Annotated in this window: 19 protein-coding genes; 6 read left to right on the top strand and 13 right to left on the bottom strand. The window is 32.6% G+C overall.

The window, feature by feature from the left end; genetic code table 11:
- Window positions 1-466 precede the first annotated feature (466 nt).
- A complete protein-coding gene (bioB, locus tag LQ598_RS13195; protein WP_107536579.1) occupies window positions 467-1,429 on the bottom strand; it encodes a biotin synthase BioB in 963 nt (320 codons plus the stop codon).
- A gap of 180 nt (window positions 1,430-1,609) precedes the next feature.
- On the opposite strand from bioB, the gene LQ598_RS13190 reads away from it, so the two are divergent.
- On the top strand, window positions 1,610-2,242 hold the full coding sequence (locus LQ598_RS13190) for an NDxxF motif lipoprotein (RefSeq protein WP_239745673.1): 633 nt from the start codon (window positions 1,610-1,612) through the stop codon (window positions 2,240-2,242).
- Window positions 2,243-2,324: 82 nt separating this feature from the next.
- Here LQ598_RS13190 and add read toward each other — a convergent pair whose 3' ends face one another.
- Window positions 2,325-3,302, bottom strand: a complete 978-nt coding sequence (gene add, locus LQ598_RS13185; protein WP_107536581.1) for an adenosine deaminase — start codon at window positions 3,300-3,302, stop codon at window positions 2,325-2,327.
- A 250-nt stretch (window positions 3,303-3,552) separates the two neighbouring features.
- Here add and LQ598_RS13180 point away from each other — a divergent pair, with 250 nt between their 5' ends.
- Together LQ598_RS13180 and yidC are read left to right on the top strand one after the other, a co-directional pair.
- Entirely contained in the window at window positions 3,553-4,902 is a 1,350-nt protein-coding gene (locus tag LQ598_RS13180) for an amino acid permease (protein ID WP_239745672.1), read from the top strand.
- A gap of 785 nt (window positions 4,903-5,687) precedes the next feature.
- Complete coding sequence (gene yidC / locus LQ598_RS13175) at window positions 5,688-6,452, top strand: membrane protein insertase YidC (RefSeq protein ID WP_016912063.1); 765 nt, start codon at window positions 5,688-5,690, stop codon at window positions 6,450-6,452.
- A gap of 309 nt (window positions 6,453-6,761) precedes the next feature.
- On the opposite strand, the gene LQ598_RS13170 is transcribed toward yidC, so the two are convergent.
- Genes LQ598_RS13170 through LQ598_RS13160 form a run of 3 tightly spaced genes read right to left on the bottom strand, consistent with a single transcriptional unit; the run spans window position 6,762 to window position 9,259 of the window.
- Complete coding sequence (locus tag LQ598_RS13170) at window positions 6,762-7,118, bottom strand: hypothetical protein (protein WP_158256826.1); 357 nt, start codon at window positions 7,116-7,118, stop codon at window positions 6,762-6,764.
- 13 nt (window positions 7,119-7,131) lie between these two features.
- Window positions 7,132-8,595 carry a HAMP domain-containing sensor histidine kinase gene (locus tag LQ598_RS13165; RefSeq protein WP_158256825.1) on the bottom strand — a complete coding sequence of 488 codons (1,464 nt, stop codon included), beginning with the start codon at window positions 8,593-8,595 and terminating at the stop codon, window positions 7,132-7,134.
- A 4-nt stretch (window positions 8,596-8,599) separates the two neighbouring features.
- Window positions 8,600-9,259: a response regulator transcription factor gene (locus LQ598_RS13160; protein WP_016912060.1), complete on the bottom strand. Its 660-nt coding sequence runs from the start codon at window positions 9,257-9,259 to the stop codon at window positions 8,600-8,602.
- Between the two features lie 141 nt (window positions 9,260-9,400).
- On the opposite strand from LQ598_RS13160, the gene LQ598_RS13155 reads away from it, so the two are divergent.
- Together LQ598_RS13155 and LQ598_RS13150 are read left to right on the top strand one after the other, a co-directional pair.
- Entirely contained in the window at window positions 9,401-10,576 is a 1,176-nt protein-coding gene (locus LQ598_RS13155) for a DUF418 domain-containing protein (protein ID WP_239745671.1), read from the top strand.
- Between the two features lie 67 nt (window positions 10,577-10,643).
- Window positions 10,644-10,796, top strand: a complete 153-nt coding sequence (locus LQ598_RS13150; RefSeq protein WP_202663543.1) for a hypothetical protein — start codon at window positions 10,644-10,646, stop codon at window positions 10,794-10,796.
- 36 nt (window positions 10,797-10,832) lie between these two features.
- Here LQ598_RS13150 and LQ598_RS13145 read toward each other — a convergent pair whose 3' ends face one another.
- The gene (locus tag LQ598_RS13145; protein WP_016912057.1) at window positions 10,833-11,279 is read right to left on the bottom strand and encodes a MarR family winged helix-turn-helix transcriptional regulator; all 447 of its coding nucleotides are present in this window, start codon (window positions 11,277-11,279) and stop codon (window positions 10,833-10,835) included.
- Between the two features lie 215 nt (window positions 11,280-11,494).
- Between LQ598_RS13145 and LQ598_RS13140 the strand changes: the two genes are divergently transcribed.
- On the top strand, window positions 11,495-13,138 hold the full coding sequence (locus tag LQ598_RS13140; RefSeq protein ID WP_107557320.1) for an alpha-keto acid decarboxylase family protein: 1,644 nt from the start codon (window positions 11,495-11,497) through the stop codon (window positions 13,136-13,138).
- A gap of 148 nt (window positions 13,139-13,286) precedes the next feature.
- Here the strand turns inward: LQ598_RS13140 and LQ598_RS13135 are convergent, their stop codons facing one another.
- From LQ598_RS13135 to LQ598_RS13105, 7 genes are all read right to left on the bottom strand, one after another.
- Complete coding sequence (locus LQ598_RS13135) at window positions 13,287-14,324, bottom strand: galactitol-1-phosphate 5-dehydrogenase (RefSeq protein WP_126578651.1); 1,038 nt, start codon at window positions 14,322-14,324, stop codon at window positions 13,287-13,289.
- A 30-nt stretch (window positions 14,325-14,354) separates the two neighbouring features.
- Entirely contained in the window at window positions 14,355-14,513 is a 159-nt protein-coding gene (locus LQ598_RS13130; protein WP_016912054.1) for a hypothetical protein, read from the bottom strand.
- Between the two features lie 39 nt (window positions 14,514-14,552).
- Window positions 14,553-15,584: a zinc-binding dehydrogenase gene (locus tag LQ598_RS13125; protein WP_126578653.1), complete on the bottom strand. Its 1,032-nt coding sequence runs from the start codon at window positions 15,582-15,584 to the stop codon at window positions 14,553-14,555.
- 20 nt (window positions 15,585-15,604) lie between these two features.
- Window positions 15,605-16,864: a PTS galactitol transporter subunit IIC gene (locus LQ598_RS13120; RefSeq protein WP_016912052.1), complete on the bottom strand. Its 1,260-nt coding sequence runs from the start codon at window positions 16,862-16,864 to the stop codon at window positions 15,605-15,607.
- Window positions 16,865-16,950: 86 nt separating this feature from the next.
- Window positions 16,951-17,229, bottom strand: a complete 279-nt coding sequence (locus LQ598_RS13115; protein ID WP_016912051.1) for a PTS sugar transporter subunit IIB — start codon at window positions 17,227-17,229, stop codon at window positions 16,951-16,953.
- A gap of 57 nt (window positions 17,230-17,286) precedes the next feature.
- On the bottom strand, window positions 17,287-17,754 hold the full coding sequence (locus LQ598_RS13110; protein ID WP_016912050.1) for a PTS sugar transporter subunit IIA: 468 nt from the start codon (window positions 17,752-17,754) through the stop codon (window positions 17,287-17,289).
- A gap of 20 nt (window positions 17,755-17,774) precedes the next feature.
- Window positions 17,775-19,802: a BglG family transcription antiterminator gene (locus LQ598_RS13105; protein WP_107536591.1), complete on the bottom strand. Its 2,028-nt coding sequence runs from the start codon at window positions 19,800-19,802 to the stop codon at window positions 17,775-17,777.
- Between the last annotated feature and the right edge of the window lie 556 nt (window positions 19,803-20,358).

Genomic DNA, 20,358 nt, shown 5'->3' with positions numbered 1-20,358 from the left:
GGACTAAACTCACGACATGGGCAAAGTCTTGGATTAACTCCGGAATAAACTCACGACTTGATCGATGTCTTGGATTAACTCCGGAATAAACTCACGACATAGGCGAAGTCTTGGATTAACTCCGGAATAAACTCACGACATGGGCAAAGTTTTGGATTAACTTCGGACTAAACTCACGACATGGGCAATGTCTGTACTGAACCCAAAAAGTTGAACTTTTTTAGTATGAAATTTGAATGAAACATGTAAAAATGACAAAAAAACCAAACGCTTGTCCACGTTTGGTTTATCCACAGTCTGAGAGACTCCTTTTTCAATAAGGAGTCTCTTAATCGTTTGAAAATCTAATATCGTCTTAATAGGGTGCAGTGCCGTTATAGCCGAGTGAAGAAATCTAAAGTAAATAAAGAAATTGGTTTAGATAATATGAGTACCCATATAATGACGCTTAAATTTATGTAATGTATCAACCATCAATTTCAAATCCTAAATCTTGTATCATATCGTAATCTAGTTGATTTGGCTGACCACCTGTAATTAAATAATCGCCAACAAAAATAGAATTTGCGACCATGAGAGATAGTGATTGAAGATTTCTTAAATTAACTTCACGACCACCAGCGATTCGTATTTCTTTAGTAGGATTAATTAACCTAAACATACATAATATTCTAATGCATTTCATAGGTGTTAAGTCATCCATGCTTCCAAACTTTGTTCCTTTAATAGGGTGTAAAAAATTGATTGGTATACTATCTGCATCTAAGTCATTAAGTGTAAAAGCCATATCAATAATATCTTCGTCTGATTCCCCCATACCACATATCACGCCTGAACAAGGCGAAATATTCTTCTCTTTCATAATATTAATTGTGTTCACACGATCATCAAAACTATGAGTCGTAACAACTTCATCATGATAATGAGCACTTGTATTAATATTATGGTTATAACGATCTACGCCACAATTTTTAAGAGATTCAGCTTGTTCTTCGTTAGTTAAACCAAGACAGGCACAAATCTTTAATTGTGGATGATTTCTTTTAATTTCTTCTACTGAACGTGTAATGTGAGATATTTCTTTATCGCTAGGACCACGACCACTCATGACAATGCAATATGTGCCTATTTTATTTTCAGAAGCAACTTTTGCACCATCGACAATTTGAGTTTCTGGAATAAGTGCATAACGTTGTTCTTTCTTCTTAACATCTCTAGATTGTCCACAATAACCACAGTCTTCAGGGCAAATGCCGCTTTTAGCATTTAAAATCATATTAAGTTTAACTTTCTTACCATAGTAGTGGTGACGTACTTTGTAAGCTTCATTTACAAGTGTTAAAGTATCAATTTCATTATCTTGATATATATTTAATGCCTCATTAAAAGTTAAGTATTGTCCATTAATTATATTTGTGCCTAAATTCATTATGTTGTCCCCCTTTATAATTATTAATAGAATACTAATAATCTTTAAAATTGTAAACCTTTATTTAAATATGGTTTACAATATAGTGACACATTACATATTATGGTAGTAAAGCATCCATCATAGTGTTACTATGTATATAAATAGTTTTTAAATATATATAAAGGGAGAACATGAAGAATGAAAAAAATAATGTCAGTCATCTTATCATGTTGTTTAATCATGATAATTTCAGGGTGTGGAAATGATGAAAAAACAGCAGAAAGCTCGACGAATGAAGGTAAACATAAAGAAAAACAAACTAGCGATAAATCAAATGGAAAATTACCAAGTATCGTTTTCGAGTCATATAGTAAAAATGAAACACTATCAAAATCACAAATACATAAAAGTATTCAAAGATACTTAGATACAAATGAAAATATTTATAAAGTAACTTCAAATATAGAAAAAAAAATTTGGGAAGACATACCTTTAACTAAGAAAGAAGCGGATCAATTAGAAGAAGGACGCAAGTTGGAAGAAAAAAATGATCAAAACTTTTCAAACTATATAGAAAAAAATAAACTTCCGAATGGATATCAAAAAGAAACGAATAGATTGAGTGAATATTTCACAGCTTACAATCAAACAATTTCTCAATTAGGTGACCATGTTCAAAAATTAGAAGATGAAACAGAAAGTGGTCTTATATCAACGAAAGAAATAAAAGGTATAGTAGCTGATGGCAGTAAAGTCAATGGGAAACAGCAAGCGAAAATAGAACGATTTCTTAAAAAAATCAATGTTAAAACGAATGCTTTTGAAGTGTAACAGTTTTTATCGAAAGTAGGCATGACTTATGAATATATTGATTAAAAAAGCATTTGCTTTTGCGGCAAATGCTTTTTTGACTTTAGTATTTAGATTTTAAGTTTTCTTTTTCATTATCAGATAGAAATGCGTGCTCGATTGCTTTAATATTAATGTCTTTAATTTCATCTATTGTCATTAAGTTATGATTGTACAATAGTTCGTATTCAGTATTTAAATTAGTACTTGAAACGGTCCTGTTGTCTGTGTTGATATTAAACGGGATGTCTTGTTCTATAAGTTTTCTTATGTTGAGTTCAGCTAATGTTTGTATGGCTTTTGTTTGCAAGTTACTCGTTGGGCAAATTTCTAGCAATACATTACGATTTTTTATGTATTCTAGAGCAGTATCGTCACTAATAGCAGCTACACCGTGACCGATTCTTCGTGCTCCGAGTTCAATACCTTCTATTATATTATGTATACAACCACATTCACCTGCATGTAATGTTAAGTGACTATTTGAATGATTAGAGTATTGAATGGCTTCTTGTATCGCACTGGTAGGAAATGCTTCTTCAGGTCCAGCAAAATCAAAACCAACAACATGACGAGTTTCATTTTTAAGTGCATTTACTTCTGTAAAAAGGTCAATATTTGTTTTATTTTCATGATGTCTCATACCACATACAAGCATATTCACTTTGATTTGATACAATGATTCTGCTTTAGTAGCACCATTATTAACGGCTTCTAATATTTCTTTTAAATTTAATCCTTTATCCATATGGAAAAGTGGCGCGAATCTGATTTCTATATATTTGATGTTGTCATGATGTGATTGCTGAGCAACATCTATAACGGCTTTTTCTAAGCTACCTTTAGTTTGTAATACTTTTAATATCGTATCGAAAGATTTCAAGTATTCATCTAGACTCTCACACGCTTGATCGACTTGAATATCTTCTATATTAATATTCACTTGTTGTTCACGTGCTAATTGTTGGATCAGTTCTATGCTTACAGATCCATCTAAATGGCAGTGTAGTTCAGTTTTGGATATATTATTTACGGTAGTCATTGATAATAATCCTTTCTCTCTTTATTTTTAGTAATGTTTAAATATAAACATAGTTATTTATTATATAGAAATTTAGGGAAAACTGGTAGTATTTAGCACAATTGTGTAGATTTTGTGATTAAGAAAATAAATTTATTATTTATTTTAAGCAAGACTATTGGAATGTAGATATTAAAAATGCTATATTTGTAAAATATTTAAATAAATGTTTATTGAAAATTCAATGTATACATATTAAGAAGGGTAGAACATGAATAATAACTTAAAAAGAGAATTAACATCAAGACAAATGCAGATGATTGCTATTGGAGGTACGATTGGCGTAGGTTTATTTATGGGGGCCACTAGTACCATTAAATGGACTGGACCTTCAGTTCTATTGGCATATGCAATTGCTGGTGTGTTTGTGTTTCTTATAATGAGAGCATTAGGAGAAATGGTCTATATTTATCCAGATACAGGATCGTTTGCTAAATTTGCTAATGATTATATTCATCCGTCATTTTCATTTGTAACTGCTGGGAGTAGTATTTTCAACTGGATTATTGTAGGCATGAGTGAAGTCATTGCAGTTGGATCTTATTTCAAATTTTGGTGGCCAGATTTACCTTCATGGATACCAGGATTAGCAGTTGTCGTTATATTATTAGCGGCAAATTTAGTATCAGTTAAAATGTTTGGAGAATTTGAATTTTGGTTTGCGGCAGTAAAAGTTGTAACGATTATTTTAATGATTATTGCAGGTTTAGGACTAATATTATTTGGTATAGGAAACAACTTTAATCCAATTGGTATCAGTCATTTATGGGATCGTGGAGGCTTCTTCACAGGAGGGTTCAGCGGATTCTTCTTTGCATTATCAATCGTATTTGGCTCATACATTGGTATTGAGTTAATCGGAATTACAGCAGGTGAAACGAAAGATCCACAGAAAAATATCGTAAAAGCAATTAATAGCGTTGTTTGGAGAATACTTATATTTTACATTGGTTCTATTTTCATCATCGTAACCGTTTATCCTTGGGATGAAGTGAATCAAATTGGTTCACCATTTGTTGCGACATTTGCCAAAGTAGGTATTACTTCAGCAGCAACTATTATAAACTTTGTCGTGATTACAGCAGCCATGTCAGGTTGTAACTCAGGTATATTTAGTACGAGTCGTATGCTTTATACATTATCAAAACAAAAACAAATATCTCAAATATTCTATAAAACGAATAAAAACGGTGTTCCTCATATTGCAGTTATTGCAGTATCAATTGGTATTTTCTTAGGTATTATTCTAGACATCACATTACCTTTAATATTAGGAAAAGACACAAATATATTTGTATATGTATTTAGTGCAGGTGTGCTACCAGGTATGGTACCTTGGTTTGCGATTTTAATCAGTCATATTAACTTTAGAAAAAGAGAACAAATCAAAGACCATCCATTTAAAATGCCATTCGCACCGGTAAGTAACATTATAACGATTATAATGCTTATTGCCGTTGTCATCGGTATGCTATTCAATTCTGAAACTAGAGTTTCAGTAATTATTGGAATGATATTCATATTTATTATCAGTTTATATGCGTTTATCAAAAAACCTTAATACAACTTTAACATGAGAGTCTGGGACATAAATGTCCTAAACTATAATGATTTTGTAACGTGCATGCTTGCCTGGGCGTATGGTTCGAGCCTGTAGTCTCTCGCACATACTATTCCCCCGGGCGTCAGCACTTTACAAAATCAGAAATATAAAAATCACCCAATCCGTTGGTATTATTTTCGGATTGGGTGATTTTTATTAGGTTATATATTGGCTCCTTTAAAGCTTCTATATTATAGAACAATCGTATCAACAACCTTCATAAGTGAACTATTTAATGATGACTATATACATGTGGAAGAACATCAAATGCAAAGGGAGTCTTCGGTTTGTCTTGCGTAAGTCTTCGGGGCGTATAGACATCAAGATGTATAGCCCTTTTAAAAGTAATTCGCGAATAAATTTGAGTAATATAATATTTGAATAATGTTCTTTCAGCATGTATAGTTAAAAGAAGAAATTCAATTTGAAAGGAGTGAGGTCGTAATGGAATGGCTCATAGGGTTATTAGGAGAAGACATTTTAATCAATTATGTAGCATTTAGTTTTCAGTATTTTGTTCCATTATTATTGACGCTCTTGTATGTTTACTTGCAAATGCAAGCAAGCATCAAGCTCCACAAAAATTGGGTTATAAGGTCTTCGACTGAAGTAGAGGATCAATACATGTTTGTATGGATTGTACCAATACTAAGGTGGAGAATACGTTGTTTATCCAAGACCGTCGACGAAGAAGACGCTTTGCCAATATATTAAATCATATTTAATATATTGGAGGAGAAATTTTGAAGAAATTATATACAGTTTTAGCATTTTTAGCAATAACATTATTATTAGGTGGGTGTGCACCACAAGAAGGTGGCATGTTCCACTCAACGTTTGTAGAACCATTCGTTTACCTTATTGAATTTTTCGCTTCATTCTTTAACAACAGTTACGGCATTGGTATCATCATCGTTACCTTATGTGTGAGATTAATTGTCATGCCATTTATGTTGCGTTCTTTTAAAGGACAAAAGAAAATGCAATTTAAAATGAAACAGTTAAAGCCTGAAATTGATGAAATTAATAAGAAAATGAAAGCAGCTAAAGATGATCAAGAACGTACACAATATAGTCAAGAGATGATGGCTTTATATAAAGATAATAACGTGAACCCATTGAATATGGGCTGCTTACCAATGCTTATACAAATGCCGATACTTATGGCGTTGTACTTTGCTATATCACATAACGATGCATTCGCAAGTCATAGCTTTGCATGGTTTAACCTTGGTACGCCAGATATATTTATGGCACTTATAGCGGGCGCATTATATTTATTACAAGCATATTTATCAACACGATATTTACCAGAAGAATCAAACGGACAAATGAAATATATCATGTATTTAAGTCCGATCATGATTTTAATTGTGAGCATGAATACACCAGCAGCTTTACCATTGTATTGGAGTGCTAGTGCCATCGTGCTGATTATTCAACAATATATATCGAACAAATACTTTAATTACCATGAAGAAGAAATGAAACCAGAAGCAAGTCATTAGAAATGACATACAAAAAAGACTGTCGACAAAGTCACTTAACGTGAACTGGTTGGCAGTCTTTTTTTGCGCACGCTTTCCGCGGGCATGTTCTCAGCCTGTAGTCTTCGAATCATGCTCTTCCCGCAAGAGTCGGCGCAAAAACACTGCCATATTTTAGAAGAATGTTTTATAATATAGGTGGAAAAATCTCGAGGAGTTGATCTGTATGCTAAATAAATCAATAAACGAGAGAAGTATGAAATGATTTTAGTTTCTGAATTAGTTCCAAAAAATCATTTGTTACGTAAAGTTGATAAAATAAAAAGACGCTCAGTCAGTGAGCGTCTTTTCTTTTTTCCTCTTTTTTCTTCGCTTACTTATGTCATAAATCAAAATCATCACTAATAATACACATAGTGGATAAATTCTGAATTCTGAAGGGATAAGCAAATTAATTAATATCAGTGAAACAAGATATACAAGTATGAATATTAAGTTTTCTTTTTTGAATATATTATGTTTTTCATATGAATAAATATCTGTTGTTAATAATATAACGGTGATTCCAATGGACATGCCTACTATAGCGGTCCAATCAATTGTATTGAAAATAAATAATTGCGTAACCACTGCTAAAAATATGATAGATAGTCCGAACGTACCGCCATAAATCCATTTTTCTTTCATGATTTCCACATCCTTACTTAAGAAGTATTCTGAAATGAACACCTTTTTTTGTTGGTAATATTTTGAATGTACCATTGTGGAATGATATGCAATCCATAATGATTGTACACCCAATACCATGTCCTTCTTTGTTGTCCTTCGTTGTAAAGTTTGAATGTAGCATGTTTTTCTCTGTTGTCTTGTTGATGCCTTTACCATCATCTTTGTAATCTACAATTAACCCATCTTCTTGATTTTGAATGGTGATTTGAATTTTAGGGTTTTGTTTATTATGATCAATACTGTTATCTATTAGATTCATCATCATGCGTTCGAAGTACAATTTATTTCCATAAAATTCTTTTGATGAAAGATGATTATTTATTTCAAATTTATTGTATTGAATAGATTTAATAAGCTGATCTAAAGTTTCTGAAACGTTAAATGCTTCTTTATGAACATTCATTTGATCCGTTTCTTGTTTAAAGTTTTTGTTTAAGCTATCGATGAGCTCTGTCATATAAGATGCTTTGTCTGATATTAAGAGGGCATATTTTTTAGTATCTATTGTTTCTGATGATAACAACCTTGCATAACCATATATTGAAGTTAATGGCGATTTTAAATCATGTGATATTTGGCTGAGCCACTTTTCTCGATAATAGTTGATCTGATTTTGATAAATTTTATCTTCTGTAAGTTGTAAATTCAGCTTTTCTACAGAAGCATTCAACTCCTTGAAAAGTTTCTTAGTTCTTTTATTGTAATGTTTAGAACTAGGTTTAAATAACTTACCTTTAGAAAGGTTTTCTATCCAATCGTTGTAAAAGAATAATGGTTTAGAAATGCGTCTTGAAATAATAAGTGCGAACATAATAACTAAAATGATATTGAGTAGTAATAGTAATAAATATGAAATGGCTAAAAATTTAAAAGTATTATTTTCAATTTCAGTAAACTCATTAGTATATACAACTTTTTGATGTGCTGGATTTTCTATGAACATCATTTTATTATTTTTCTCGATATGCTGGTATGCATTGTAATTATTAATATATAAGCTGTTGATAAGTTTGTTTATGTCTATATTTTCTTTGTTGTTCAAGTTATGTTTATATTTTTGCGGATAAATAAGCGCTACACTTAAATGATCGTTTTTAAATGGGATTGTTCTTGTGTTATAAATATTATCAATCAATTTATTTTTAATGTTTTTATTTTTCTTAGGGTACAGTGCGTTTCCTTGATTATCGATAATGTATAGTTGTACATTATTTTCTTTTAACTTTTGTTTTAAATCATCATTTAATTCGTAACCATTGTCTTCTTTTGATATTGCAATGTCCATGTAAAAATCATCTGTTGTATTTAAATCGTTGTAGGCCAATTTGGAAATGTTTGTGAAAAATAAACCAATACCAATACTAGCTAAAATTAAAGTGATGGTTAGAAAAATAAATATATATTTTGTGAATTTCCAAGTAAATCGTTTGTTCATATCGTCAACCTCTATAAATGTAACCTTTTCCTCGTACTGTCTGAATAAGTTGAGGATTGTTAGCATCATTCTCTATTTTCTTGCGTAACGTTCTAATGTGAACCATCAAAGTATTATCATCTACACTTATTGAATATCCCCAAACATGCTCATAAATTTGGCTTTTCGTTACGACTTTGTTTGTATTTTTAATAAAATACATCAGTAGATCATATTCTCTCGATGTTAAATTTACTTTTTCATTATCAATGACGACATCAGTTGTATCTAAATTTACTTTTAAATTTTTATTGTTGTGTGTATGACTACTTTGAATATGTACACCAACTCTATAAGCAAGTTCGATTGGATCGAAGGGTTTCTTCACATAATCTACAGCACCATTTTCAAACCCTTTATAAACATCTAAATCTGTATCTTTAGCAGTTACGACGATCAGTTTAGTATCTTTATTTTTAAAATATTTAACAAGTTCATAGCCATTTTCTGATTTTAAATTTAAATCAAGAAGGACTACGTCGAAATGATCGTTCTTAAGTAATTGTTCAGCTTCGAGTTTATCATTTGCTAAATATATTTTGCCTAACTGTTTATTTGATAGAGAGATTTTAATTAACGTTTGTATATCAAAATCATCTTCTACTATTAATATTTTTGCTGTCACTTATAACACCTCTATATAAATAATTGTATAACTCAATTCTAACCATATCTACTGCATTCTGTAAAATTAAGGTAGATTTAAGATTTACATAAGTCGGATTTTATTGAAAATTGGTAAAATAGTATGTGAGAGGTGGCAAAAATGAAGAGAATAGAAGTTGTGGACGCACTAAGAGGTTTTAGTTTATTTGGAATATTTATGGCCAATTTATTAATATTTCAATTTGGATTAACAGGTCATTTATACATAGAACATTATCATTTAGATGCAATTAACAAAGGTATTTATCACTTTATAAAAATTTTGTTTGAAGGAAGCTTTATGCCTATATTTGCGATTTTGTTTGGTTTTTCATTAGACAAATTGTATCAATCTATGAAAACAAAACAAGTTAAACATCCAAGAGTTAATTTATTAAGACGCGCACTGTTTTTAATGTTAATTGGTAGTTTGCATGCTTATTTCATATGGGAAGGCGATATATTATTTGGTTATGCAATATCTATGTTAGTAGTTATACCATTTATATCTTTAAAAAGTAGATTTTTTAAATGGGTTACAATCATAGGTTTCGTATTTATTTTGGCGATATCAATCATTTCATTATTTGATAGTTCAGAGCCCTTTTTAAATGAAGGTGATAAAGCGACATATGTACATGAAATCAAATCAATGTTTAGTGAAGGTAGTTACTGGGATATTCGTAACGTGGATGAACAAATAGAAGACCCTATGCTATTAGAAATGAAAAATGAACTAGGAGATGCAATGGGCTGGTTCTTTATATTCATCATATTCATGGAAGTACCTTATTTTACATTAGGTATTTGTTTATCAAGATATAAATGGTTTGAGAAAAGTATAAAAGAAACACGATTTTCTAAATTATTTATTTATCTTATACCGGTTTCTTTAGTAGGTAAGTCATCTTATTTATGGATATCTAATGAGAATATCTCTGAAAGTTTGGCAACTACCTTTGGCATCGTGTTGGCAATTGGATTTATATGTTTGTTTAAATATTTATACGAGACATATCAAGACAATATCATATTTAGAGGATTTGAGAACTTAGGAAAAATGTCTTTATCCATGTATATGATGCAAAGTGTGATAGGGACACTAATTCTTTATAGCTATGGATTAGGTTTGTTTGGGAAAAACATACTCGTATTAACTTTTTTAAGTTTTGTTTTAATTTATATTTTACAAATGGTTTTAGCAAGTTGGTATCAAAAATATTTAAGATATGGACCATTAGAGTATCTTTTAAGAATGTTTACTTATTGGAAAATTAAAATAGCAAAGGGGAGATGATATAGTAATGATAAATGTGGTTAAAAAGATAACGCGCATTTTGATATTTATATTATCAGGGCTATTAATGACAAGATACGTTGTTCAGCAGCTTAATCAATTTACGGATATGCATTTAACGTGGTTTTGGTTGGAACAAGTACCATATAGTTTCATCATCATTATTACATTATTTTTCATATGCTTAGTTTTTAATAGTATGTTCAATACAGAGGAATAGAAAAAAGCTGCTTCACAGTTGTGTGGCAGCTTTTTCTTATATATTCGGTTTAATGGATTTTACATTTTTAAAGCCGCTTTTTTTACTAGCGAGGTGTTCCATGATGTCATGCCAGTCTGTGCCGGCTTCTTCAAATGTTTGTTGTAGTAGTTCGTTTTGAGCTTTGTTTAAAGTGTGAACGAGTTCACTGCCTTCTTCAGTAGGATATAATTGTTTTACTCTTCTATCGTTATCTGAATCGACGTATCTGATTAATCCTTTTTCTTTTAATTTCTTGAGTGATGCGTGTGATGCTTGTTTTGAAATTTCTAGCGTGTCTAGTAAATCTTTCATTGTGATACCAGGCATTTGATCTATAAAGAATAAAAATCTATGATGTTGCCTGCTCATGCCGTGATTTTTTATAATATCATCAGCTGTATTTATAAATGTTTTGTATGCAAAGTAAAAAAGCATATGATCATAATTATTTTTATTATCCATTGTGTCGACTCCTTTTTTCCTATTATAAAGGATAGTTTCGAAAAATTCATTTTTAGGTCAATGTTATTGACTTAAATTATAAGTAATAATATAATAATAATTGTTAAAGATATTATTAAACGTTTGATATGAGATCAAATTGTTATTTTTTTACGCTAATAGGTCAAGTATATTGACCTATTAAAATCCGTATAAATAGAAAAGGGGAATCGGCTATGAAAAAACGTGTTGGGGAATATTTAATGGATGCATTAAGTACAGCGGGTGTTAAGAAAGTTTATGGTGTACCCGGAGATTTTAATTTAACATTTTTAGATGACATTGTTAGTAGAGACGATATGGAATGGGTAGGCAATACGAATGAATTAAACGCGAGTTATGCAGCTGACGGCTATGCAAGATTAAATGGTATAAGCGCAATGGTTACAACATTCGGTGTTGGCGAATTAAGTGCAGTAAATGGCATAGCAGGATCTTATGCTGAACGTGTACCAGTTGTGGCAATTACTGGAGCACCAACGACTGCTGTAGAAGAAGCGGGTAAATATGTTCATCATTCTTTAGGTGAAGGTAAATTTGATAACTACAGAAAAATGTTCAAAGAAATTACAACTGCGCAAGGTTATATCACGGTAGACAATGCTCAAACAGAGATTCCTAGACTCATTAATGCAGCAATATCAGAAAAAAGACCTGTTCATCTGCATTTACCAATAGATGTTGCACAGGCTGAAATAGATGTTAAAGAAGCGTATAAAATACCTGAACCGATTCATCAAGATGTATCTAAATATATCGAAATGATTGAACAAAAATTACAAACAGCTAAACAACCTGTTATCATCACAGGTCATGAAATCAATAGTTTTAAACTGCATGATGAATTAGAACAATTTGTTGAACAAACTCAAATACCTGTAGCCCAATTATCTTTAGGGAAAGGTGCTTTTAATGAAGAAAGTCCATATTATATGGGAATTTATGATGGCAGCATTGCAGAAGAAAAGATAAGAGATTATGTAGATAACAGTGATGCCATTTTAAATATTGGTGCCAAATTAACAGACTCAGCAACTGCAGGATATTCATATGGCTTTGATATTGATGATGTAGTCATGATCAACCATCATGATTTTAAATTAAATGATACTGTAACATCCGAATTTACATTGTCTAATCTTGTAGATGGATTATTGAACATACAATATAAAAATGAAACACATTTCCCAGAAAATATACGTGCTGAAAAAGGTGATTACACAATCGATAATGCACCATTAACTCAAGAAACGTATTTTAAAATGATGCAAGACTTTATAGGAATTGACGACATCATTTTAGCAGAACAAGGAACATCATTCTTTGGTGCGTATGATTTGAATTTATATAAAGATAATACGTTTATTGGGCAACCATTATGGGGTTCAATAGGGTATACATTACCAGCAACAATAGGCACTCAAATGTCTGATTTATATAGAAGAAACATCTTATTAATAGGAGATGGGTCATTACAATTAACAGCTCAAGATATTTCCACAATGATTAGAGAAGACCTTAAACCAGTTATCTTTGTAATCAATAACGATGGTTATACAGTAGAACGTAAAATCCATGGAGAAAATCAACCATATAATGATATTCATATGTGGGATTATAAACTGTTACCAGCAGTATTCGGTGGTAAAGATAAAGTGGCCGTTCACGATGTAGAAACATCTGAAGATTTAAAAAAAGTATTTTTACAAATTGATAAAGAACCAAACCAAATGCATTTCATCGAAGTAAAAATGGGCGCATCAGACGCACCAGAAAAACTCGACGCAATTGGTAAAGCATTCTCAAAACAAAACAGCTAAATGATAAACCCCCGAAATGACCTGATTGATCATTTCGGGGGTTGTTTTATAATCCGCCACACACCAACCTCATCCAATTATAAAAAGCTGGGCACATTATGTGTCCCAGCTTCCTCTTAAGTCATTATTGATTTATGGTCATGTTTATTTATGGATGAAAGATTACTTTGTCATAATGTTTCTTTTTGTTTACTAAGTTATAAAATGTTTCTGGACCTTTTTCTAACTCGAGTCTATCTGAAATAATAGGGTCCACATTGATTTCTCCTGTAGACATATAGTGTAATGTGGCTGTCCATTCTTCTCCAGGGAAGGGCGCTGATAGGCCGTTCCAAGATCCTATAACGTTTAGCTCATTTCTTAATATTTTTTCAAAGTGTTGTCTTTTGATTTCGATATCTGAATAGGGAATGCCTAATAATAAGACTTCTCCGCCTTTAGTTGGCAAAGTGAGTACTTGTCCTATAGTAAAGGGTGACCCTGCTGATTCTACAGCGACATCAATTTTCTCTGGTATAGCTGATATTGCTTGATCTAACGTTTCTTCTATTGAGTTAATTGTATAATCTGCGCCTAGTTGCGTTGCAATTGCTAGTTTGTGACTATCAATATCTATTGCAATAATTTTTGCAGCACCGAATATTTTGGCCCATTGTATCGCTAATAGACCTATACTTCCGCATCCCATAACGGCTACTGTTGCACCTGGTTTCATATGTGTGCGATAGAATCCGTGTGCAACAACTGCAGATGGTTCAACCATGGCTGCTGTGTCTAAATCAACATTGTCTGGGAGTTTTAATACGTTGCTTGCGGGTAATTTAACAAACTCTGCAAAACAACCTGGTTCATAGGATCCGATAACATATAAGTTTTCGCATCTAGAGTATTCGCCTTTTTCGCAATAATGACATTGGTGACAGACGACGGCAGGGCAGCCTGTTACAGTGTCGCCGACATTTAAGCCTGTGACTTCACTGCCTATTTGCTCAACTATACCGGAAAATTCATGTCCAAATGTCATACCTTCTTTATATGGTCCGAGTTTCTTATATCGAGATGTATCTGACCCACATATACCAGTTGCTTTAACTTTAATAATGACATCATCAGGTGATTTAAGTTCGGGTTTATCCGTATCTTCAAATCTTAAATCTTCAATGTCGTACAAATTTAGGGCTTTCAAATCATTTATCCTCCCCTCTGTTTTTACATGTTAAGACGTTTGTTCTGAAGTGACTTTCTTTTTCTTGAAAAGTTTTGCTCCAAAATAACTAATGAAAACAGCACTGTTACAAATTAATAAGTTATCCATATAAATACCTGTAATACTTCTCATCGGTCCAAGCATAAAATCTAACATGTGTTCAACCATAATCAACATTCTCCTTTTTATCTTTAAAAGATGATTTATTTATTCGATAGGGCGAAGTAAGACTTTAATACCTTCGCCGCCTTTAATGTGATTGTAACCTTCATCCCACTCGGTAATATCAAGTTCAGCTGTAACGAGTGCTTCTGCGTCTACTTGTCCTGAGCTCATTAATTGTAATGATGGTTCCCAATCAGCAGGTTTCTGACTTCTGCTTCCGACTACTCTAATTTCTTTTTGAACGATTTTTTCTAAATTAAATGGAATTTCAGCGTCTTTAAAAATACCAACTTGAACGTAATTTCCCTTTTTACGCAATAAATCGAGTCCTTGTTTAGCAGCAGGTACAGCGCCTGAACATTCTAATACGACATCTGCACCATAACCATTTGTAATATGATTTACGTATTCTTTTAAATCTGTATGTTGAATATTCACTACATGATCTAAATTAAGTTCTTCAGCTTTATCTAAACGTGCTTTATCATTATCTAATCCAGTAATAACGACTTTGCCGCCTTTACTTTTAACGACTTGCGCTACAAGTAAGCCGATAGGGCCGGGACCCATTACAACAACAATATCATCTTGTTGTATTTCAATTTTAGATACTGCATGGTGTGCACATGCCAACGGTTCAGTCATAGAAGCTGCTTTATAAGATACGTTATCTGGTAATTTATGAACACTTGCAGCTCTTGCAACAAGGTATTGCGTGAAACCGCCATTTTGTTGTGTACCTAACCCTTTACGATGGTTACATAAGTTATAATCACCCGTTTGGCAATATTCACATTCACCGCAAATATAATAAGTTGTTTCAGAAGTCACACGGTCACCAATTTCAAAATCTTGAACGTTCTCTCCAACTGTTACGATTTCACCAGAGAATTCATGACCGAGCGTTACTGGAAAGTTTACGTTGTAATGACCTTCATACGTATGAACATCTGTGCCACAAATACCAGCGTAATGAACTTTTATTTTGACTTCGTTTTTTCCTGGTTCTGGAATATCTCTATCTAATATTTCTAAGTTGCCAAATCCTGGTGCTGTTTTGACTAATGCTTTCATGTAATGTCATCCCCTTAATGTTAGTTGAACAAATCAAAGAACTTGAAGATAATATAGTTTAAGATGTTACCACCTTGGTCAAGACTTGAGATTTGTGATGATCCTGATGGCATTTTAACGCTTGTACCGTCAGCCATACTTGTGAAAATAGGTGCTACATCAGTTGCGATGTATAGTGAAATAGCGATCATAACTGTACCGACGATAACAGAATGAATGATGTTACCACGCGCTGCACCGACTATGAATGCTACAATAAATGGAATTGTTGCTAAGTCACCGAAAGGCAATACTTGGTTACCAGGTAAAATGACAGCTAATAACACTGTGATTGGAACTAAAATCAAAGCAGTTGAGATAACTGCTGGATGTCCTAAAGCTACAGCAGCATCTAAGCCGATATAAATTTCACGGTCACCAAAACGCTTGTTTAACCAAGTACGTGCTGATTCAGATACAGGCATTAAACCTTCCATAAGAATCTTAACCATACGAGGCATTAATACCATTACAGCTGCCATAGACATACCTAAGTTAATAACATCACCAACATTGTACCCAGCTAATAGACCGATAGCTAAACCGAGGACAAGACCTACGAAGATGGATTCACCGAAAGCACCGAATCTTTTTTGAATTGTTTCTGGATCGGCATTTAATTTGTTAATGCCAGGAATTTTTTGAAGTCCTTTAACTAAGAAAATACCTGGGACATAAGAAATTGTACTACCAGTTGCGATTGATACACCTGGTAAATCATAGAACTCACTCATCATTGGAGCAGTCCAGTCAGCTACTTTTAAGCAGACGATTTGGAATAATACAGCAGCAACAAGTGACTGCCAAATACTACCAGAAATTGCATAAACCATAGCACCACAGAATGTATAGTGCCAGAAGTTCCAAATATCAACGTTCATCGTTCTCGTCGTCTTAGTTAATAACATAATGACATTGATAACGATACCTAATGGAATAATGAATGCTGCTATTACTGAAGCCCATGCAATAGAAGACGTTGCAGGCCAACCTACATCAATAACATTTAAGCTAACGCCTAAGTTTTTAACCATTGCTTGTGCAGCTGGTCCTAAGTTGTTAACAAGTAAATCAATTACTAAGAAAATACCTACGAAGGCAACACCAATTGTTAAACCAGATCTAAATGCTGCTCCGACTTTTTGTCTGAAGAATATCCCTAATAAGAATATGACAATCGGTAAAATAACCGTTGCACCTAAATCAAGAAATGCTTGAATAAAATTTACGAAACCATTCATTCCCTACACCATCCTCTTTTTTAGAAGAATGAGGATGAAATATTATTGTTATTTCAACCTCATGCTAGTTTTTAAATTTAATTGATTTAACTTTGTAATACGTCTAATATTTCTTTTTTCGTATCTTCAATACCGATACCAGTTAAGAAGTTACGTGCGTTGATTACTGGGAAATCATATTTTTTTTGAGTCATTGCTGTTGTAACTAATAAGTCAGCCGTATCAACGTAAGGACCAACTTCAGTGATCTTAATTTGTTTTAAATCCACTTTAATATTATGTTCTTTAGCCATTTCTTCAATTGCGTTATTTACCACTGTTGACGTTGCGATTCCTGCTCCACATGCTACTAATACTTGTTTCATAATTATTTCCTCCTAATTTGAGTCGATGTATTCACCGAACTCTTCCATTTATATTTTTTATGCTTCACTTAATTCTTTGTCTATTGCATCTACAATTGTTTGTTTATCTTGTGCATTGGCGATTAATGAAAGTAATTGATCATTTTGGAAAATGCCCATTAATTTTTGTAAGAGTGAAAGTTGTGCATCTTCTTTATCCATTGCTAACATGAAAATTAATTTAACATCAGTTGTTTCTTCTAATTCTCCCATGATGACAAATGGAACTGTTTCCTTTAAAACTGCAATACCAATTGATTTTGATTGGACATGTTGTATATCGGTATGCGGGATTGCTACTGAGCAATATACAGTTGGTAAACCAGTTGCAAATGAACTTTCTCTTTCTATGACAGCATCTTTGTAAGTCTCTTTAACGTAACCATTTTGATACATGACATCGGCTAACTTACTCAATGCTTCCACATTTGTCGCAGCCTCTACATCAAGAATGACGTTCGAGACATCGATTTTTAAATCTTGCATGTTATGCAACCCCCTTTGATTTAATCTATTTTTGAAAAGTGTTGAATCATTTCGAAAACATCCTTTTTTGAATCTGTATTAACCATTTTTTTAATAACTGCTTGATCTTGAGACATATCTCTCAATTGGAGTAGAGGTCGCAAATGCTTAAATTTATCAGTTGCAGCTATGACGACGAAAATATGCACCTTTAATCCTGTACTTAACTCAAGCGGTTGTTCTAATATCAACATGCTCATAGATGTTCTATGAACAACTTGTTCTCCGTCAGCATGAGGAATGGCAATGTTTTGGTTAATTACCATATAAGTATCATCGAAAGCTTCATGCATTTTTTCTATATATTGAGCATCAATATACTTCATTTTGACGAGTGGGTCGGCTGTTAAGCGGATGGCTTCATGTATATCGGCGACACTATGAACAAAGTTAATGTGATTGGTCGGCAACAAATCTTGTAAGTTTAAAGTACTATTGATGGATAATGTCGATGCTTTCACGGATGAATAAGCATGTGTATCTTCAAATTGTTCTTTAACCTTTTTAGAAAGTTCCGTTTCATCATGAATTGTTGCGTGTTCTCTTATAATTGACATCATTTTTTCAACTTGTATTTCAGTTTCTACCGTGTTGTTTAATTGACCAAATACGTGCTGACGTAATTCATGCTTTTCTTGAGCCGTTAATATCGTTTTAGTAATGTATAATCTTTTATTCGTCATGATATGCATTGGTGAAAAGACAATGTCAAAATCTAACTCGTACTGATTGAAATCACGTAACGATAATGCATCTAGAAAAATGAATTCTGGAAATACACTGCGTAGTTCTTGTAACATCAGCTGTGAAATGGAAGTACCTTGCGTACAAACGACAACTGCTTTAACTTTTTGCTCGATTTCTTCATCTTGCCTTCTTAAACTGCCTCCAATTAATATGGTTAAATAAGCAATTTCATTCTCTGGCAATGATTGACCGAAAAATTTCTCTAAAGGTTTAGATGATAGCTTTACGAGATGAAAGAGTTCTTTATAATCTTCTTTCAATGAATTTTCTAAGCCATCTATATCCGATAATTGATATCTAATACGATAGAACGCAGGTTCCATATGAAGCATCAATTGATTAATTAAAGCATCTCTATCTGTAAATGTAATAAAAGTAATTTTTTCAAATTGATCAATCATCTCATCAAGTGCTTTTTTAAGCTCTGGAATGTGTTGAACATCACTGACTTCTGACCATTGAACACTTGTTGATAATAATTGTAATGTTATAAATAACTTTTCTTGTCTTGGAATATCAGGATAATCTGAGGTCAGTATCTCGGTTGCTTGATATTCTTTAGTATCTGATAAATCATCATATCCAATAGAAAATGATGAAACTATTTTGTCGTGCTTTATTCTTCGTAAAATTAAGTAAAGTTTGTATGGTAATGTTCGAGTACTTTGATCAATGAACTTCCTGTCTAAATATTGTTCGATTTTTGTAATGTGACGATCGATTAAATCAATTTTATCTTCATCAATTTTCAATCCTGTTACAATATCTGACTGAGAAAAATGCATTGTGAATACTTTGTCGATAAGCCTCATGAGAAGCCTACGTATTTCAAACTCATTACCTACTAAGTAGTAACCATTAGTACGATTGTATTGAAGATGAACTTCATATGGTACGATAAGTTCTTTCAACTTCTTAATATCATTCAGTACGGTATTTTTACTTACTTCTAAATCTATTGAGAAGTGATTTAATGAAAGACCTTCTTCTTCACTAAACAACATCAATAAAATGAGGTGCGCGCGTTGATAGGCAGTGTATACCTGCTCATTTTTTTGAGAGGTGGATTCATTTGGTACATTTAAGAAATCTTTAATTGCGTCATCAACGATAAAATAACCTTGGCTAGTTCGTTCGATTTCCGGATAATCTTGTTCTTTAAACCAGTCATTTAACTTTTGAATCCTGTATCCAAGTTGTCTGCGTGAAATGTTAAACATCGATTCTAAGTCTTTACCTTTAATTTTGGGGTTTTGAATCATTTCTGAAATGATATTAAAGTTTTCCTTTTGTATTTTGAATCCCTCCTTTGTTGTTACACATAACTTAACATAGGTCACCAAAGAGTTGTACAAGCTTTAGTCACAAATGTAATTAATTTTTGTGTACACCATTGTGATGAGTGCTGAATAATAGCGTTTTAATCTGCAATCTTACGATTTTGAAAGTGCATGCTTGCCTGGGGGTATGGCTTGAGCCTGTAGTCTCACGCACATACTATTCCCCCGGGAGTCAGCCCTTTACAAAATCGTGGGGAATATCTAAGTGAAATTAGGGTGTACGTAAGAAGACTGTAGAGATATTATGCTCAATTCACACTACTGTCTTTTAGTAAATAGCATGATATGGTTTAAAATCTTACGATTTTGAAAGTGCATGCTTGCCTAGGGGTATGGCTCGAGCCTGTAGTCTCTCACGCATACTATTCCCCTGGGCGTTAGCACTTCACAAAATCGTGGGGAATATCTAAGTGAAATTAGGGTGTACGTAAGAAGACTGTAGAGATATTATGCTCAATTCACACTACTGTCTTTTAGT

Source organism: Mammaliicoccus sp. F-M27 (assembly GCF_022387115.1).
Lineage (GTDB): Bacteria > Bacillota > Bacilli > Staphylococcales > Staphylococcaceae > Mammaliicoccus > Mammaliicoccus vitulinus.
This window is presented reverse-complemented; position numbering and strand designations above follow the sequence as displayed.

Coding starts and splice junctions, on each gene's coding strand:
- bioB (WP_107536579.1), bottom strand. CDS start 1,429: ATGAATTTAGGCACAAATATAATTAATGGACAATACTTAACTTTTAAT.
- LQ598_RS13190 (WP_239745673.1), top strand. CDS start 1,610: ATGAAAAAAATAATGTCAGTCATCTTATCATGTTGTTTAATCATGATA.
- add (WP_107536581.1), bottom strand. CDS start 3,302: ATGACTACCGTAAATAATATATCCAAAACTGAACTACACTGCCATTTA.
- LQ598_RS13180 (WP_239745672.1), top strand. CDS start 3,553: ATGAATAATAACTTAAAAAGAGAATTAACATCAAGACAAATGCAGATG.
- LQ598_RS13170 (WP_158256826.1), bottom strand. CDS start 7,118: ATGAAAGAAAAATGGATTTATGGCGGTACGTTCGGACTATCTATCATA.
- LQ598_RS13165 (WP_158256825.1), bottom strand. CDS start 8,595: ATGAACAAACGATTTACTTGGAAATTCACAAAATATATATTTATTTTT.
- LQ598_RS13155 (WP_239745671.1), top strand. CDS start 9,401: ATGAAGAGAATAGAAGTTGTGGACGCACTAAGAGGTTTTAGTTTATTT.
- LQ598_RS13150 (WP_202663543.1), top strand. CDS start 10,644: ATGACAAGATACGTTGTTCAGCAGCTTAATCAATTTACGGATATGCAT.
- LQ598_RS13145 (WP_016912057.1), bottom strand. CDS start 11,279: ATGGATAATAAAAATAATTATGATCATATGCTTTTTTACTTTGCATAC.
- LQ598_RS13140 (WP_107557320.1), top strand. CDS start 11,495: ATGAAAAAACGTGTTGGGGAATATTTAATGGATGCATTAAGTACAGCG.
- LQ598_RS13130 (WP_016912054.1), bottom strand. CDS start 14,513: ATGGTTGAACACATGTTAGATTTTATGCTTGGACCGATGAGAAGTATT.
- LQ598_RS13125 (WP_126578653.1), bottom strand. CDS start 15,584: ATGAAAGCATTAGTCAAAACAGCACCAGGATTTGGCAACTTAGAAATA.
- LQ598_RS13120 (WP_016912052.1), bottom strand. CDS start 16,864: ATGAATGGTTTCGTAAATTTTATTCAAGCATTTCTTGATTTAGGTGCA.
- LQ598_RS13115 (WP_016912051.1), bottom strand. CDS start 17,229: ATGAAACAAGTATTAGTAGCATGTGGAGCAGGAATCGCAACGTCAACA.
- LQ598_RS13110 (WP_016912050.1), bottom strand. CDS start 17,754: ATGCAAGATTTAAAAATCGATGTCTCGAACGTCATTCTTGATGTAGAG.
- LQ598_RS13105 (WP_107536591.1), bottom strand. CDS start 19,802: ATGATTCAAAACCCCAAAATTAAAGGTAAAGACTTAGAATCGATGTTT.